14 protein-coding genes and 1 riboswitch are annotated in these 13,248 nt (G+C 51.3%); of the genes, 6 read left to right on the plus strand and 8 right to left on the minus strand.

All coding sequences use genetic code 11. The annotated features are described in order from the left end of the window. Positions 1 to 75: 75 nt before the first annotated feature. Positions 76 to 414 (minus strand): Ni(II)/Co(II) efflux transporter accessory subunit RcnB, encoded by a 339-nt coding sequence (rcnB, locus tag AACS80_RS13175; protein WP_000153060.1) that lies wholly within the window; start codon positions 412 to 414, stop codon positions 76 to 78. Positions 415 to 631: 217 nt separating this feature from the next. After that, entirely contained in the window at positions 632 to 1,453 is an 822-nt protein-coding gene (rcnA, locus tag AACS80_RS13180) for a nickel/cobalt efflux protein RcnA (protein WP_135410156.1), read from the minus strand. Positions 1,454 to 1,573: 120 nt separating this feature from the next. Between rcnA and rcnR the strand changes: the two genes are divergently transcribed. The 5 genes from rcnR (at position 1,574) to AACS80_RS13205 (ending at position 5,336) form a co-directional block, all read left to right on the plus strand. Then, entirely contained in the window at positions 1,574 to 1,846 is a 273-nt protein-coding gene (gene rcnR, locus AACS80_RS13185; protein ID WP_000019944.1) for a Ni(II)/Co(II)-binding transcriptional repressor RcnR, read from the plus strand. 91 nt (positions 1,847 to 1,937) lie between these two features. Next, a riboswitch (TPP riboswitch) is annotated at positions 1,938 to 2,034 on the plus strand. Positions 2,035 to 2,068: 34 nt separating this feature from the next. Continuing rightward, the gene (thiM, locus tag AACS80_RS13190; RefSeq protein WP_135410155.1) at positions 2,069 to 2,857 is read left to right on the plus strand and encodes a hydroxyethylthiazole kinase; all 789 of its coding nucleotides are present in this window, start codon (positions 2,069 to 2,071) and stop codon (positions 2,855 to 2,857) included. Next, a complete protein-coding gene (thiD, locus tag AACS80_RS13195; RefSeq protein ID WP_135410154.1) occupies positions 2,854 to 3,654 on the plus strand; it encodes a bifunctional hydroxymethylpyrimidine kinase/phosphomethylpyrimidine kinase in 801 nt (266 codons plus the stop codon). The genes thiM and thiD overlap by 4 nt, the downstream gene beginning before the upstream one ends. 65 nt (positions 3,655 to 3,719) lie before the next feature. Then, on the plus strand, positions 3,720 to 4,538 hold the full coding sequence (locus AACS80_RS13200) for a glycoside hydrolase family 25 protein (protein WP_130206982.1): 819 nt from the start codon (positions 3,720 to 3,722) through the stop codon (positions 4,536 to 4,538). A 51-nt stretch (positions 4,539 to 4,589) separates the two neighbouring features. Beyond that, entirely contained in the window at positions 4,590 to 5,336 is a 747-nt protein-coding gene (locus tag AACS80_RS13205; RefSeq protein ID WP_135410153.1) for a GntR family transcriptional regulator, read from the plus strand. On the opposite strand, the gene AACS80_RS13210 is transcribed toward AACS80_RS13205, so the two are convergent. From AACS80_RS13210 to AACS80_RS13220, 3 genes are read right to left on the minus strand one after another with little or no spacing between them, the layout of a single operon-like run. After that, on the minus strand, positions 5,310 to 6,275 hold the full coding sequence (locus AACS80_RS13210) for a carbohydrate kinase family protein (protein WP_135491616.1): 966 nt from the start codon (positions 6,273 to 6,275) through the stop codon (positions 5,310 to 5,312). The two genes, AACS80_RS13205 and AACS80_RS13210, sit on opposite strands and share 27 nt — an antisense overlap. Next, complete coding sequence (locus AACS80_RS13215; protein WP_131161427.1) at positions 6,272 to 7,276, minus strand: ADP-ribosylglycohydrolase family protein; 1,005 nt, start codon at positions 7,274 to 7,276, stop codon at positions 6,272 to 6,274. The genes AACS80_RS13210 and AACS80_RS13215 overlap by 4 nt, the downstream gene beginning before the upstream one ends. Further along, complete coding sequence (locus tag AACS80_RS13220) at positions 7,273 to 8,550, minus strand: nucleoside permease (RefSeq protein WP_130206976.1); 1,278 nt, start codon at positions 8,548 to 8,550, stop codon at positions 7,273 to 7,275. The genes AACS80_RS13215 and AACS80_RS13220 overlap by 4 nt, the downstream gene beginning before the upstream one ends. A 256-nt stretch (positions 8,551 to 8,806) precedes the next feature. Between AACS80_RS13220 and fbaB the strand changes: the two genes are divergently transcribed. Continuing rightward, a complete protein-coding gene (gene fbaB, locus AACS80_RS13225; protein WP_097489005.1) occupies positions 8,807 to 9,859 on the plus strand; it encodes a class I fructose-bisphosphate aldolase in 1,053 nt (350 codons plus the stop codon). Between the two features lie 191 nt (positions 9,860 to 10,050). Here fbaB and yegS read toward each other — a convergent pair whose 3' ends face one another. The 3 genes from yegS to AACS80_RS13240 all read right to left on the minus strand — a co-directional run bounded on the left by yegS (position 10,051) and on the right by AACS80_RS13240 (position 13,245). Then, entirely contained in the window at positions 10,051 to 10,950 is a 900-nt protein-coding gene (gene yegS / locus AACS80_RS13230; protein WP_135410152.1) for a lipid kinase YegS, read from the minus strand. 257 nt (positions 10,951 to 11,207) lie between these two features. Continuing rightward, positions 11,208 to 12,569, minus strand: a complete 1,362-nt coding sequence (trhP, locus tag AACS80_RS13235) for a prephenate-dependent tRNA uridine(34) hydroxylase TrhP (protein ID WP_000476028.1) — start codon at positions 12,567 to 12,569, stop codon at positions 11,208 to 11,210. Positions 12,570 to 12,912: 343 nt separating this feature from the next. Next, positions 12,913 to 13,245, minus strand: coding sequence for a YegP family protein (locus AACS80_RS13240; RefSeq protein ID WP_130206970.1), 333 nt, complete (start codon positions 13,243 to 13,245; stop codon positions 12,913 to 12,915). Between the last annotated feature and the right edge of the window lie 3 nt (positions 13,246 to 13,248).

Here is a 13,248-nt window from a genome sequence, read left to right on the forward strand (position 1 = left end):
GTAAGACGAGCAAGTGGCTAATAATAAAAAATAATAAGGTGTCTGCATTTCCCCCTCTCTCCGAGGGGGCTTTTTTTAGCGATGATAAAAAATCTCACCGTCGTAGGCTTTAATGATTTTTCCGTCGGTATCATTGATCAGCACATATGCACCGCCCATATAGGTCCAGTGGGTTCCGGCGTCAGGTGCGGGCAGGTTACGCAACTGCCACTGCTTAATGTTGTACTCATCGGTACGGTACATTTCTGGTACGGTGTCACCTGGTTTGAAATGCTTGAAGTCAGCAATGAAACTGCTTAACTCATACTTCGAAATTCCCGAGGCATTGGTCGAACCCGCGGTGGCTGGTGCGGCCCATGCTGCGCTGGTTACCAGCAAAAGCGCACCCAGCAACATCTTATTTTTTATGGTCATATACTCTCCACTTTGGGGATCAGTAAAATCAGTCGCATATCTTTCCCGCCATACAATATAACCGACAAGAGATATTTTGTTAGTGATCCCATGATTTCGTAAAAAGTGTAAATGAAAGGATGCAGCAAAAGCATCCTCATTGAGCGAGAAGTGAGCGGAATAAGCTGATTTAAGAATCATCCTGGGCTAAAGGGATAACGAAGCCCAGGTGTTTGTTTTATCTCATAATACCCATAAAGCCATGCACTCCCATATACAACCCGACTAAACCAATTAACAGACTGGAAAAATAGGGGGCGCGTTTAGCGAGAGTGTTAAATCCGCTCCAGCGTTTTGCAACTTGTTGAACACTGATTGCCGCCCCAACGCCTACGGTGACCAGCGTTAATGCCAGGCCGATGCTGAAACTGACGACCAGCGTTGCACCCAATGTGAGGGCTTTCAACTGAATACAAATCAACAACACTGTTATTGCCGCAGGGCAGGGGATAAGCCCGCCGGTTAAGCCAAACAGCAAAATTTGCCAGTTGGTGACCTCTCTACCATCAAAGCGTCGTTTAATGTCACTGGCATGGGCCAGCGCATGAGCATCCTGATACTCGTCACTCTGACCATGTTCGTGATGATGATGGTCGTGGTGATGTTCGTGGTCGTGATGATGCTCATGATCATGCCCGTGCATATCCTCAAGCCAGTAGCGTTCGCCGCGCCAGGTACGCCAGAACATCCAGAAAGCGGTGCCAATAATGATCACCGCGGAAATCAACTGAAGCCACGGCTCCGCTGACTGAGCAGTAAAGCGTTTGCTGATCACCATCCCACCAAAAGCAATCAACCAGACTACTGCCGTATGCGAAATGGTTGCCGCCAGTCCAAGCATCACCGCCTGTTTAATGGTGCCTTTAATGGCGATGATAAACGCCGCCATCATCGTTTTTGAGTGCCCTGGTTCCAGGCCATGAAGCGCACCAAGTAAGATGGCGCTAGGGATGAAGAACCAGGCGTTACCTTGCTGAAGAAGAGTGGTAAATTCGGTCATGATAATAATTCTTAGTATTAATTCGGCAATCTGATTCTACTCCCCCCCAGTACCTGATACTACCCCCCAGTAGATTAATAGTGCTATGATTTTTCATGTTCTTGTTAACCAGGTGTTGCCATGTCTCATACAATCCGTGATAAACAGAAACTGAAAGCGCGTGCCAGTAAGATTCAGGGCCAGGTCGTGGCGCTCAAGAAAATGCTCGACGAACCGCATGAATGCGCTGCAGTTTTACAACAGATTGCTGCTATCCGTGGCGCGGTAAACGGTCTGATGCGGGAAGTGATTAAAGGTCATCTGACGGAACACATCGTTCACCAGGGGGATGAGCTAAAACGTGAAGAAGATCTGGATGTCGTTCTGAAGGTGCTAGATTCTTATATCAAATAATTTATTAACGCGATTGTAAAACTGCGGTTTTTCCTCGTTTACAACACGTGCGCTGGACATTACCATCCTCCTCTGCGATTTATCATCGCAACCAAACGACTCGGGGTGCCCTTCCTTGTGAAGGCTGAGAAATACCCGTATCACCTGATCTGGATAATGCCAGCGTAGGGAAGTCACAGACCATCAGGTCATTGCTTCTTCACGTTATGGCAGGAGCAAACTATGCAAGTCGACCTGCTGAGTTCCGCGCAATCTGCGCACGCGTTACACCTCTTTCACCAACACTCTCCCCTTGTGCACTGCATGACCAATGATGTGGTGCAAACCTTTACTGCTAATACCTTACTGGCGCTCGGTGCATCGCCAGCGATGGTTATTGAAGCCGAAGAGGCCAGTCAGTTTGCGGCCATCGCCAGTGCCTTGTTGATTAACGTTGGCACACTGACGCAGCCACGTGCGCAGGCGATGCGTGCCGCCGTTGGGCAGGCAACACGATCACAAACGCCCTGGACGCTTGATCCGGTTGCGGTTGGTGCGCTCGATTATCGCCGCTGTTTTTGTCATGAACTTTTATCTTTTAAACCGGCAGCGATACGCGGTAATGCTTCGGAAATCATGGCATTAGCTGGCGTTGCTAATGGTGGACGTGGTGTGGATACCACTGACGACGTAGCTAACGCGTTGCCCGCCGCACAAACTCTGGCACGGGAAACTGGCGCAGTCGTCGTGGTCACTGGCGAGGTAGATTATGTTACCGATGGTCGTCGCACCGTTGGCATTCACGGCGGCGATCCGTTAATGACCAAAGTGGTAGGAACTGGCTGTGCATTATCGGCAGTCGTCGCCGCCAGTTGTGCATTACCGGGTGATACGCTGGAAAATATCGCATCTGCCTGTCACTGGATGAAACAAGCCGGAGAACGCGCAGTCGCCAGAAGCGAGGGGCCGGGTAGTTTTGTTCCACATTTCCTTGACGCGCTCTGGCAGCTGACGCAGGAGGTGCAGGCATGAAACGGATTAACGCTCTGACGATTGCCGGTACTGATCCGAGTGGTGGTGCGGGGATTCAGGCCGATCTTAAAACCTTCTCGGCACTTGGCGCTTATGGTTGCTCAGTTATTACTGCACTGGTGGCGCAAAATACCCGTGGCGTACAGTCGGTGTATCGCATTGAGCCTGATTTTGTTGCCGCCCAGCTTGATTCGGTGTTCAGCGATGTGCGAATAGACACCACTAAAATCGGTATGTTGGCGGAAACCGATATTGTTGAAGCGGTGGCAGAACGGCTGCAACGTTATCAGATCCAAAACGTGGTACTCGACACCGTTATGCTGGCAAAAAGTGGCGATCCGCTGCTTTCACCTTCGGCGGTTGCCACGCTGCGCGGTCGATTATTGCCACAGGTTTCATTAATAACGCCAAACTTGCCCGAAGCTGCCGCCTTGCTCGATGCGCCACACGCGCGTAACGAACAGGAAATGCTGGAACAGGGACGTGAATTATTGGCGATGGGCTGCGGTGCAGTGCTGATGAAAGGCGGTCATCTGGATGACGAGCAAAGCCCGGACTGGCTGTTTACTCGTGAGGGAGAACAACGATTTACCGCACCGCGCATTATGACCAAAAACACCCACGGCACCGGTTGTACGCTCTCTGCGGCGCTGGCTGCACTAAGCCCGCGCCATACAAACTGGGCTGACACCGTACTGGAGGCAAAAAGCTGGCTTTCTGCGGCGTTAGCGCAGGCAGACACGCTGGAAGTTGGCCACGGGATTGGTCCGGTTCACCACTTTCACGCCTGGTGGTGAGCACCGTAGTATAGCTGCTTTGGCATTTTTCAGCTTTTTCGCGCTGAAATTCAGGGATGAAACCAATGCAGCTAAGAATCGCCAGTCGAAAAAAATTCACCGCTTTGATATGCGCTCTGGGGCTAATTTCCATCGTTGCGATTCATCCCCGTCAGACGGTGAATTTTTTCTATTCGACAGCAATTCAGATTAAAGACTACATCCACTTTTATGGTTATCGCCCGGTCAAATCTTTTGCTATTCGCATTCCTGCCAATTACACCATTCATGGTATTGATGTTTCACGCTGGCAGGAGCGGATCGACTGGCAGCGTGTCGCAAAAATGCGCGACAACGGTATCCGCTTACAGTTTGCTTTTATTAAGGCTACGGAAGGTGAAAAGCTGGTTGACCCGTATTTTTCGCGCAACTGGCAAAGAAGCCGTGAAAATGGCCTGCTGCGTGGGGCGTATCACTATTTTTCTCCGTCGGTATCCGCTTCAGTTCAGGCCAGATTATTTCTGCAAACGGTGGATTTTGCCCACGGCGATTTCCCTGCCGTGCTGGACGTAGAAGAGCGAGGAAAATTATCGGCAAAAGAATTGCGCAAGCGGGTAAGTCAGTGGCTAAAAATGGTCGAAAAAAGTACGGGAAAAAAGCCGATTATTTACTCCGGAGCCGTGTTTTATCACACGAACCTGGCGGGGTATTTCAATGAGTATCCGTGGTGGGTAGCGCACTACTACCAACGTCGCCCGGACAATGACGGCATGGCCTGGCGCTTCTGGCAGCATTCCGACCGTGGACAGGTAGATGGCATTAATGGTCCGGTGGATTTTAATGTGTTTAATGGCAAGGCGGAGGAGTTGCAGGCTTTCGTTGATGGCATTAAAGAAACGCCTTAAATAACCAGCAGTGATATACTCCTGACAGACTCCCCGGCAGGAAAAAGACAAATGGAACAAGCGCATACCCAGCTTATCGCTCAACTGAATGAGCGTATTTTAGCGGCGGACAACACGCCGCTTTATATTAAGTTTGCCGAAACGGTAAAAAATGCCGTGCGCAGCGGGGTGCTGGAACATGGCAATATTTTACCCGGCGAGCGTGATTTAAGTCAGTTAACCGGCGTTTCGCGTATTACGGTGCGCAAGGCGATGCAGGCGCTGGAAGAAGAGGGCGTGGTGACGCGTTCGCGTGGCTACGGCACGCAGATCAACAACATCTTTGAATACTCGTTGAAAGAAGCGCGAGGATTTTCTCAACAGGTGGTGTTGCGCGGGAAAAAGCCCGATACGCTATGGGTTAACAAGCGTGTCGTGAAATGTCCTGAAGAAGTCGCACAGCAGCTGGCGGTCGAAGCGGGAATTGATGTCTTTTTGCTTAAGCGTATTCGCTATGTCGATGAAGACGCGGTATCCATTGAGGAATCGTGGGTTCCGGCGCATTTAATTCATGATGTTGATGCCATCGGGATTTCTCTTTATGACTACTTCCGCAGTCAGCATATTTTTCCACAACGTACCCGTTCCCGCGTTAGCGCCCGAATGCCGGATGCTGAGTTTCAGTCACATATTCAGTTAGATAGCAAAATACCGGTGCTGGTGATCAAGCAAGTGGCACTTGACCAACAGCAACGGCCTATTGAGTACAGCATCAGCCACTGTCGCAGCGATCTATACGTTTTTGTGTGCGAGGAGTAGTTCCTCGCGCGTCGGCGCGCAATCACCGCCCCGATGCCCGACAACCCACGACGCCACTGCATTGCCCAGTAATACGGCATCCGCCAGTGGCAGACCAGAGGCCAGCCCGGCAAGTACGCCACCTGCATGGCTATCACCTGCGCCAATGGTGTCTACAACTTGCGTTGGATATGCCGGAACGCAGCCAGAAGCGTTGTTGCTGAAATACCAGGCACCTTCTTTATCGAGACGGACGATCAACGGCGCGACAAATTTCTCCTGCCATTGCTTGCCAAGCGTTGTTATCTCTGCGGATAAAGCAAAACGTTCGGCGGCAATCTCAGCCTCTTGACGATTGAGTGACACTAAAGGTCGACAGGCCATGATCCGCGCAAGTAATGCATCCGGGATATCGCCAATACGTGGGCCAAAATCGATAAACGGCGTCACGTTTTTCAGCCCTTCCAGCCATTCCACTAACAATTCGCCGCAGGGCGAGGCCAGTTGATAACCGGAAAAATAGAGCAGGCTGCCAGGCGCAACGGTTAATCGCGCCAGCCATTGGCGATTCCACTGATTTTCCACACCACTGAACGACATAAACGTGCGTTCACCATCCGGCTCAACCAGCGCCAGACACCATCCGTTATCGCCTTCGGCGTTATCGATCAGGCTGATTAACCCCTCTTTCGCCATCCGGTTGCGAATAATCTCCGCCCACACCCCCTGACCGAGCGGCAGGGCATTACCCGCTTCGATGCCGAGGCGCTTTAACGCCACGGCAATATTCAGTGCGCAGCCGCCAACGTTAACGCTCTGCTGTTTCAGCTCGATATCGCACCCGCGCCAGGGCAGGGCGTAAGCGTCGGCGATCACATCAATGACCGCCGCGCCAATCACCATAACTGGCCGACGCGTGGTTAATTCAGGCAGCAGCGTGTGTAATCGAGCGCCGCTCATACCGCCTCCCGTTGTTGGCGATACTTCGCCAGCGCTGTGGCATAGCGGTTGAAATCAAGCTGATTTACCGCATCCAGTTCCGCCTTTAACGCAGGATCGATAGCGTTAACGCCATGCAACGCGCCGCAAATTGCCGTCGCCATAGCACCGATGGTGTCTGTGTCGCCGCCAAGGTTAGCGCACAGGACGGCGCAACGGTTCGGGTCGGTTTGTGCCAGTTCAACCAGCGCAATGGCGCATGGCACGGACTCAATGGTGCTGGTGCCTGCGCCAACGACCTGGTAAAGCTGTTCGCTGGCGGATTCGGTGCCATCGGCATTGCGCACAATTTTCAGCGCAATCTCCAGACGTGCCGCCAGTGAGGCGCTGAATGTGGTGATGCGTTTTTGTTGAGCATGTCGCGCAATCGAGGGTAGAGAATCAACAATCGCTGACCAGCTTTCGCCGTCAATGGCACGAGAAATCGCCCATGCAATAACCACCGCCCCCGCAATCGCCAGATCGGATTTATGAGTCGGGCTGGACGCCAGCGCCACATCATCAATAAAGGAATCAACATCACGCGCCGGAAGTAAACACCCCAATGGTGAGACGCGCATCGCCGCACCGTTAGTCACGCCGTTGTTTTCCAGTTCAGCAACGGGTTTACCGTCGCGAATGGCGTTAAGCGCAATCTTCGAGGTTGGGCCAAGCACGTTTTTGTTAAAGGCGTCGAAACGCAGCGCCCAGTTGAGAATATTACGCCCAATCAGATCCGGGTCGATCTCGCCTTCACGTTCCAACAGCGCATCCGCCAGACACAGCGCCATCGAGGTATCGTCGGTGAATTCGGCGCGGTTAAAATAACAGGCCGCGTTATTCTCCTTTGGTCCAGGCAGAAAACGGTCAATCCAGCCAAAGTGTGCTTTAACGCGGCTGCGTGGCCAAAGCTCGGAGGGCATCCCCATCGCATCCCCTAACGCCTGCCCGTAAAGAGCACCGAGAATACGTTCTGTTTTCATTTAACTTCCCCTTGTGTCAACGCAATATCGCGATCATCGACCTTGATAGCCGTAATTTCGCTGTCGGATTCGCGGAAAAAAATCATGAACAGCACGGCGATAATGGCAATCATCACCGCGCCAAAAGTCCACATCCCGGCCCAGTTGAAGGTCAGCCCGTTTACCGGTTCCTGATAAGCAAACATCTTCTCCATCATCACGCCGCCAAGACGATAACCGAGCAAACTGCCGAAGCCCTGGCAGCAGAGCGTAATCAGCCCCTGCGCGGCGGTACGCATATGCACGGGCGCTTTTTTATCGACATAGATGTAGGCGGTAACGTAGTAAAAATCGTAGCTTACGCCGTGCAGCAAAATGCCGAGGAACAGTAACGCGTAGGTAAAATATTCATCCGCGCTGCCATAAATAAAGAAGCCATAGCGGATCGCGGCGGTGACCAGACCAAGCAATAATACCTTTTTGATACCAAAGCGTTTGGTGAAAAACGGCAATGCCAGCATAAAGAAGATTTCAGAGAACTGGCCGAGCGTCATCCAGCCGGTGGCGTTTTTCATGCCGACTTCAGTCAGATAACCGTTGGCAAAGATGTAATAGAACGCCAGTGGCATCGCAAACAGGAATGAACAGAAGAAAAAGACGAGGAAATTTTTATCGCGCAGCAGGATAAGCGCATCCAGGCCGAGCATGACTTTAATGTCCATTTTGCCGGTGCTTTTTGGCGGCGTGTCTGGCAGGAATAAGGCAAACGCACCGAGCAATGCGGAGCTTCCTGCGGTAATTAACAGCGGAATATTGGTCGGTGAGATATCGTCATATCCCAGCATCTGAGGCAGGAATCCGCAGACCAGGCCAGAGGCAATCCAGCCGATAGTCCCCAGTACGCGAATGCGCGGAAAATCACGCTCCACATCCGGCACGTTAGCAAACGCGATGCTGTTAGTCAGCGCAATGGTCGGCATATAAGTTAGCGAGTAGGCCAGCAGTAACGGGAAGAACCCGGCAAAGGTGGTCTGTTGCGCGGCGAAATACATCAGCACCGCACCGGCGAACATCAATACCGCCAGCACTTTCTGCGCCGAGAAAAAGCGGTCAGTGATGGAGCCAACCAGAATAGGCGACAGGATCGCCGCAATGGCGGTACATGCATAGGACCAGCCAATTTCTCCGGCACTGAAACCGCTTTTACTTAGCCACAGCCACAATGGCACAAACCACGCGCCCCAGATAAACCATTCAACAAACATCATGAACGACAGCTTTGCTGTTGTTTTCATCTTTTAATTCCTTCATGACAGGTAATGTAAGGTACGCGCTGACAATACCACTTAACAATACCTTTTAAATACCTTTGCGGTGAAAACTTGACCGCTGTAACACTTTTTCTGATGAATCGTGCCAACAGAAAACGCTGAAAAAACATCCAAAAGATGGCAAAACCAGCCCGTAACGACCAGGATTATGATTGCCCGCAAAAGGTGGGCCAGGACAATCCATAGCCGATATCCAATCGGAATTTACGGGAGCATAGTAATGACAGATATTGCGCAGTTGCTTGGCAAAGACGCCGACAACCTTTTACAGCACCGTTGTATGACTATTCCTTCTGACCAGCTTTATCTCCCCGGACATGATTACGTAGACCGCGTGATGATTGACAATAATCGTCCGCCAGCGGTGTTACGTAATATGCAGACGCTCTACAACACCGGGCGTCTGGCCGGCACAGGATACCTTTCTATTCTGCCTGTTGACCAGGGCATCGAGCACTCTGCCGGAGCTTCATTTGCCGCTAACCCGCTCTACTTTGACCCGAAGAACATTGTGGAGTTGGCGATCGAAGCGGGCTGTAACTGTGTGGCGTCAACTTACGGCGTGCTGGCGTCGGTATCGCGGCGTTATGCGCATCGCATTCCATTCCTCGTCAAACTTAATCACAACGAGACGCTAAGTTACCCGAACACCTACGATCAAACGCTGTATGCCAGCGTGGAGCAGGCGTTCAACATGGGCGCGGTGGCGGTTGGTGCGACTATCTATTTTGGCTCGGAAGAGTCACGTCGCCAGATTGAAGAAATTTCTGCGGCCTTTGAACGTGCGCACGAGCTGGGCATGGTGACAGTGCTGTGGGCCTATTTGCGTAACTCCGCCTTTAAGAAAGATGGCGTTGATTACCATGTTTCCGCCGACCTGACTGGTCAGGCGAACCATCTGGCGGCGACCATCGGTGCAGATATCGTCAAACAAAAAATGGCGGAAAATAACGGCGGCTATAAAGCGATTAATTACGGTTATACCGACGATCGCGTGTACAGCAAGCTGACCAGTGAAAACCCGATTGATCTGGTGCGTTATCAGTTAGCTAACTGCTATATGGGGCGTGCAGGGCTGATTAACTCCGGCGGTGCTGCAGGCGGTGAAACCGACCTTAGTGATGCGGTGCGTACTGCGGTCATCAACAAACGCGCTGGTGGAATGGGGCTGATTCTTGGACGTAAGGCGTTCAAGAAATCGATGGCTGACGGCGTGAAACTGATTAACGCCGTGCAGGACGTTTATCTCGATAGCAAAATTACTATCGCCTGATGTGCTTTGTACGACCAGCACTGCCACGTATGACGGATAAGGCGTTCTCGCCGCATCCGATAGCCTACGCCTGATGCGACGCTGAAGCGTCTTATCATGCCTACACACAGCACAGCCCCGTAGGCCGGATAAGGCGCTCACACCGCATCCGGCATAACTAACTCTCCCTAATTCAAGAGAGAATAATTTGATTAACGCAATAACGGACAATCCGGTGGTAATCGACAACGCAGCGCCGCCGGAAGTATTTCAATATGAAAGTTTTGTCCACTCAACGGTTCGCCATCAAGATTAAACGTAATTTCGTGTGGTGCTTTTATATCGAACCACGCCGAAGCGGCTTCGATAATATTCGGGTTATCTTCGTCAGATTTTAATGTTGATACGAGGGCCGGAAGAATTTCATCTCCGGTAAAAATGCGCAGTTGCAGCAAGCCATCGTTAATTAACGCGTTCGGACACAATTGCTGACCGCCACCGGCCTGACGCCCGTTACCAATACCAATGACCAGGGCGTCACCTTGCCAGTGAAAGTTTTCACCGCGGATTTCACAACGGTCCGGTTGCAATGTATCCATGCGCATTAAGCCATGAATGATGTAAGAGACTCCCCCCAGCGCGGCTTTTAATTTTTCCGGTGTTTCGGTGGTGATACGCGTACCAAACCCGCCCGTTGCCATATTGATAAAACAGGTGTGCCTGTTAACCTGCGCCATATCAATTGCAATAGCGTTACCGGCAATCGCCAGTTTCAACGCCTTATCCAGTGTCTCAGGGATCCCCACGCTGGTGGCGAAATCATTCGCTGTACCTAGCGGCAAAATCCCCAAAGCAGGAATGTCATCGCCTTCACACTGAATCAACGCCGTGGAGACTTCATTAATTGTGCCATCACCACCGCCTGCTATCACTGTCGCGACGCCGAGTTGGCGCGCTTCAGTCACAAAACGCGCGGCATCACCTTTCTCCCAGGTGACCCGTACATAGATCGTTATTCCCTCCTCACGCAACAGCATAATCGCCTCGCGCAATGTTTCATTGTCAGCACTTTTGCCGTTAAGAATCAGCAAACTGGCGGGAAAATCGGCCATCGTCGTATGCCTTTATTATTGATCTTTAGAAAGTGTAGAGCAGAAAAGAGAAGGTGGAGTCAGAACAGGATGAAAGTCGTGGTGCAAAAAAATAAGCCTGCGTAAGGGAGATTACACAGGCTAAGGAGGTGGTTCCTGGTACAGCTAGCATTTTATGGGTTATGTTTTTCAGCGAAACGGATGATAACCTTAATAAATGCAGCTGTATGTGATCGGTTTCTAAGAATTTTCTATCTGGGAAAAATACTTGAAATTAATCACTTGCCGTGCGGGTTACGCGTGGTTTCCCCAGAGAAATTACGCATCAGCAGCGCGTAGTTCAGTTCGAGATCCTGCGGGACTGGGATCCACACAGTATAACCATCGCCCGGCGCAACCGGCATCGCTTCGCCTTTGGCGTTTTCCATATGCTCAAGGGTAAAGTTGATATTGCCCTGTGGAGTCATCAGCTCAAGGCTGTCGCCAACGGAGAATTTGTTTTTAACCGCTACCGCCGCGAGGTCGCCTTTACGCTCACCGGTAAACTCACCAACAAACTGCTGGCGGTCAGAAACGGAATAACCGTATTCGTAGTTCTGATAATCATCATGCGTATGGCGACGCAGGAAACCTTCGGTATAGCCGCGATGCGCCAGACCTTCCAGCGTCTCCAGCAGGCTGGTGTCGAACGGTTTGCCCGCAGCGGCATCATCGATAGCTTTACGATAAACCTGCGCGGTGCGTGCACAATAGTAGAAAGATTTGGTGCGGCCTTCGATTTTCAGCGAATGCACGCCCATTTTGGTCAGGCGTTCAACGTGTGCGATAGCGCGCAGATCTTTCGAGTTCATGATGTAAGTGCCGTGTTCGTCTTCAAACGCGGTCATATACTCGCCCGGACGCTGGGCCTCTTCGATCATAAACACTTTGTCGGTTGGCGCGCCGATACCCAGCGTCGGTTCAACGTTTTGCACCGGAATCGGCTCGTATTTGTGTACGATGTTGCCGACGTCATCTTCTTTACCTTCCTGGACGTTGTACTCCCAGCGGCAGGCGTTGGTGCAGGTGCCCTGGTTCGGGTCGCGTTTGTTGATATAGCCAGAGAGCAGGCAGCGACCGGAGTAGGCCATGCACAGTGCGCCGTGAACGAAGATTTCGAGCTCCATATCCGGCACCTGATTGCGGATCTCTTCAATCTCTTCCAGTGATAGTTCACGGGAGAGGATCACGCGGGTCAGGCCCATTTGCTGCCAGAATTTTACCGTCGCCCAGTTTACGGCGTTAGCCTGCACGGAAAGGTGGATTGGCATTTCAGGGAAGTGCTCACGCACCAGCATAATCAGCCCAGGATCAGACATAATCAGCGCATCCGGCCCCATTTCCACTACCGGTTTCAGGTCACGGATAAAGGTTTTCAGCTTAGCGTTGTGCGGCGCAATGTTGACCACGACATAAAACTTTTTCCCCAGCGCATGGGCTTCATTGATGCCGAGCTGAAGATTTTCGTGGTTGAATTCGTTGTTGCGCACACGCAGGGAGTAACGCGGCTGGCCCGCATAAACAGCATCTGCGCCATAAGCGAAAGCGTAACGCATATTTTTCAGCGTTCCCGCCGGGGAAAGGAGTTCCGGTTTAAACATAATTCTCTCGTTCTGATGACAGGTCAGATCCGCTTCACCTGATGAAGCGGTTAGGGGAGTGTCCCCACTTTAAGGGCGGGCATTGTAGCGCAATCGGTGGGGTTGGCTCCAGTGTAAATGTCTGGTCGTCTCCTGGTTTTGGTAAGGATGCGAATAATGATAATTTCTTCGGCACTTGCAGGAAATAAATAACGTGGCGTTCAAAAAGAAGAACAAAAATTCTTTCACCTAATATGAAACTTATCCTCCCATTATTTTAATGGCGAGGATTGATCCTTAGTATCAATAAGCCAGTGTTTATTAGAAATAAAGCCGGGCGCGTTATCCGCGCCCGGCACAATGATTAAGTCTTATCTTTCACCGTCTGGCTTACGCCATTGGTTTTTACAGAGGCAATTCCGACTTCGCGTGATTGAGCGGTAGCATACATCTGGCTGGAGCCAATTATCTGATGATTTGCCGCTTTCAGATTGAAATAAAACTTGCCGTTGCTCGCCGTCTTTTTCTCATAGCGTTCATCCTGCGGACTGTTGCTTTGTACCGAGGCGATGCCCTTTTCCGCAGAGGCTTTTGAGGCATACAATTCGCTTGTGAGAATGATTTCTCCGTTTCCCGCTTTTAACACAAAACGGAACTGATTATCACTGCTCTTATTAAGTTCAAACCAACCAGCCATATT

The sequence above is a fragment of the Escherichia sp. E4385 genome, assembly GCF_963883145.1.
Classification (GTDB): domain Bacteria; phylum Pseudomonadota; class Gammaproteobacteria; order Enterobacterales; family Enterobacteriaceae; genus Escherichia.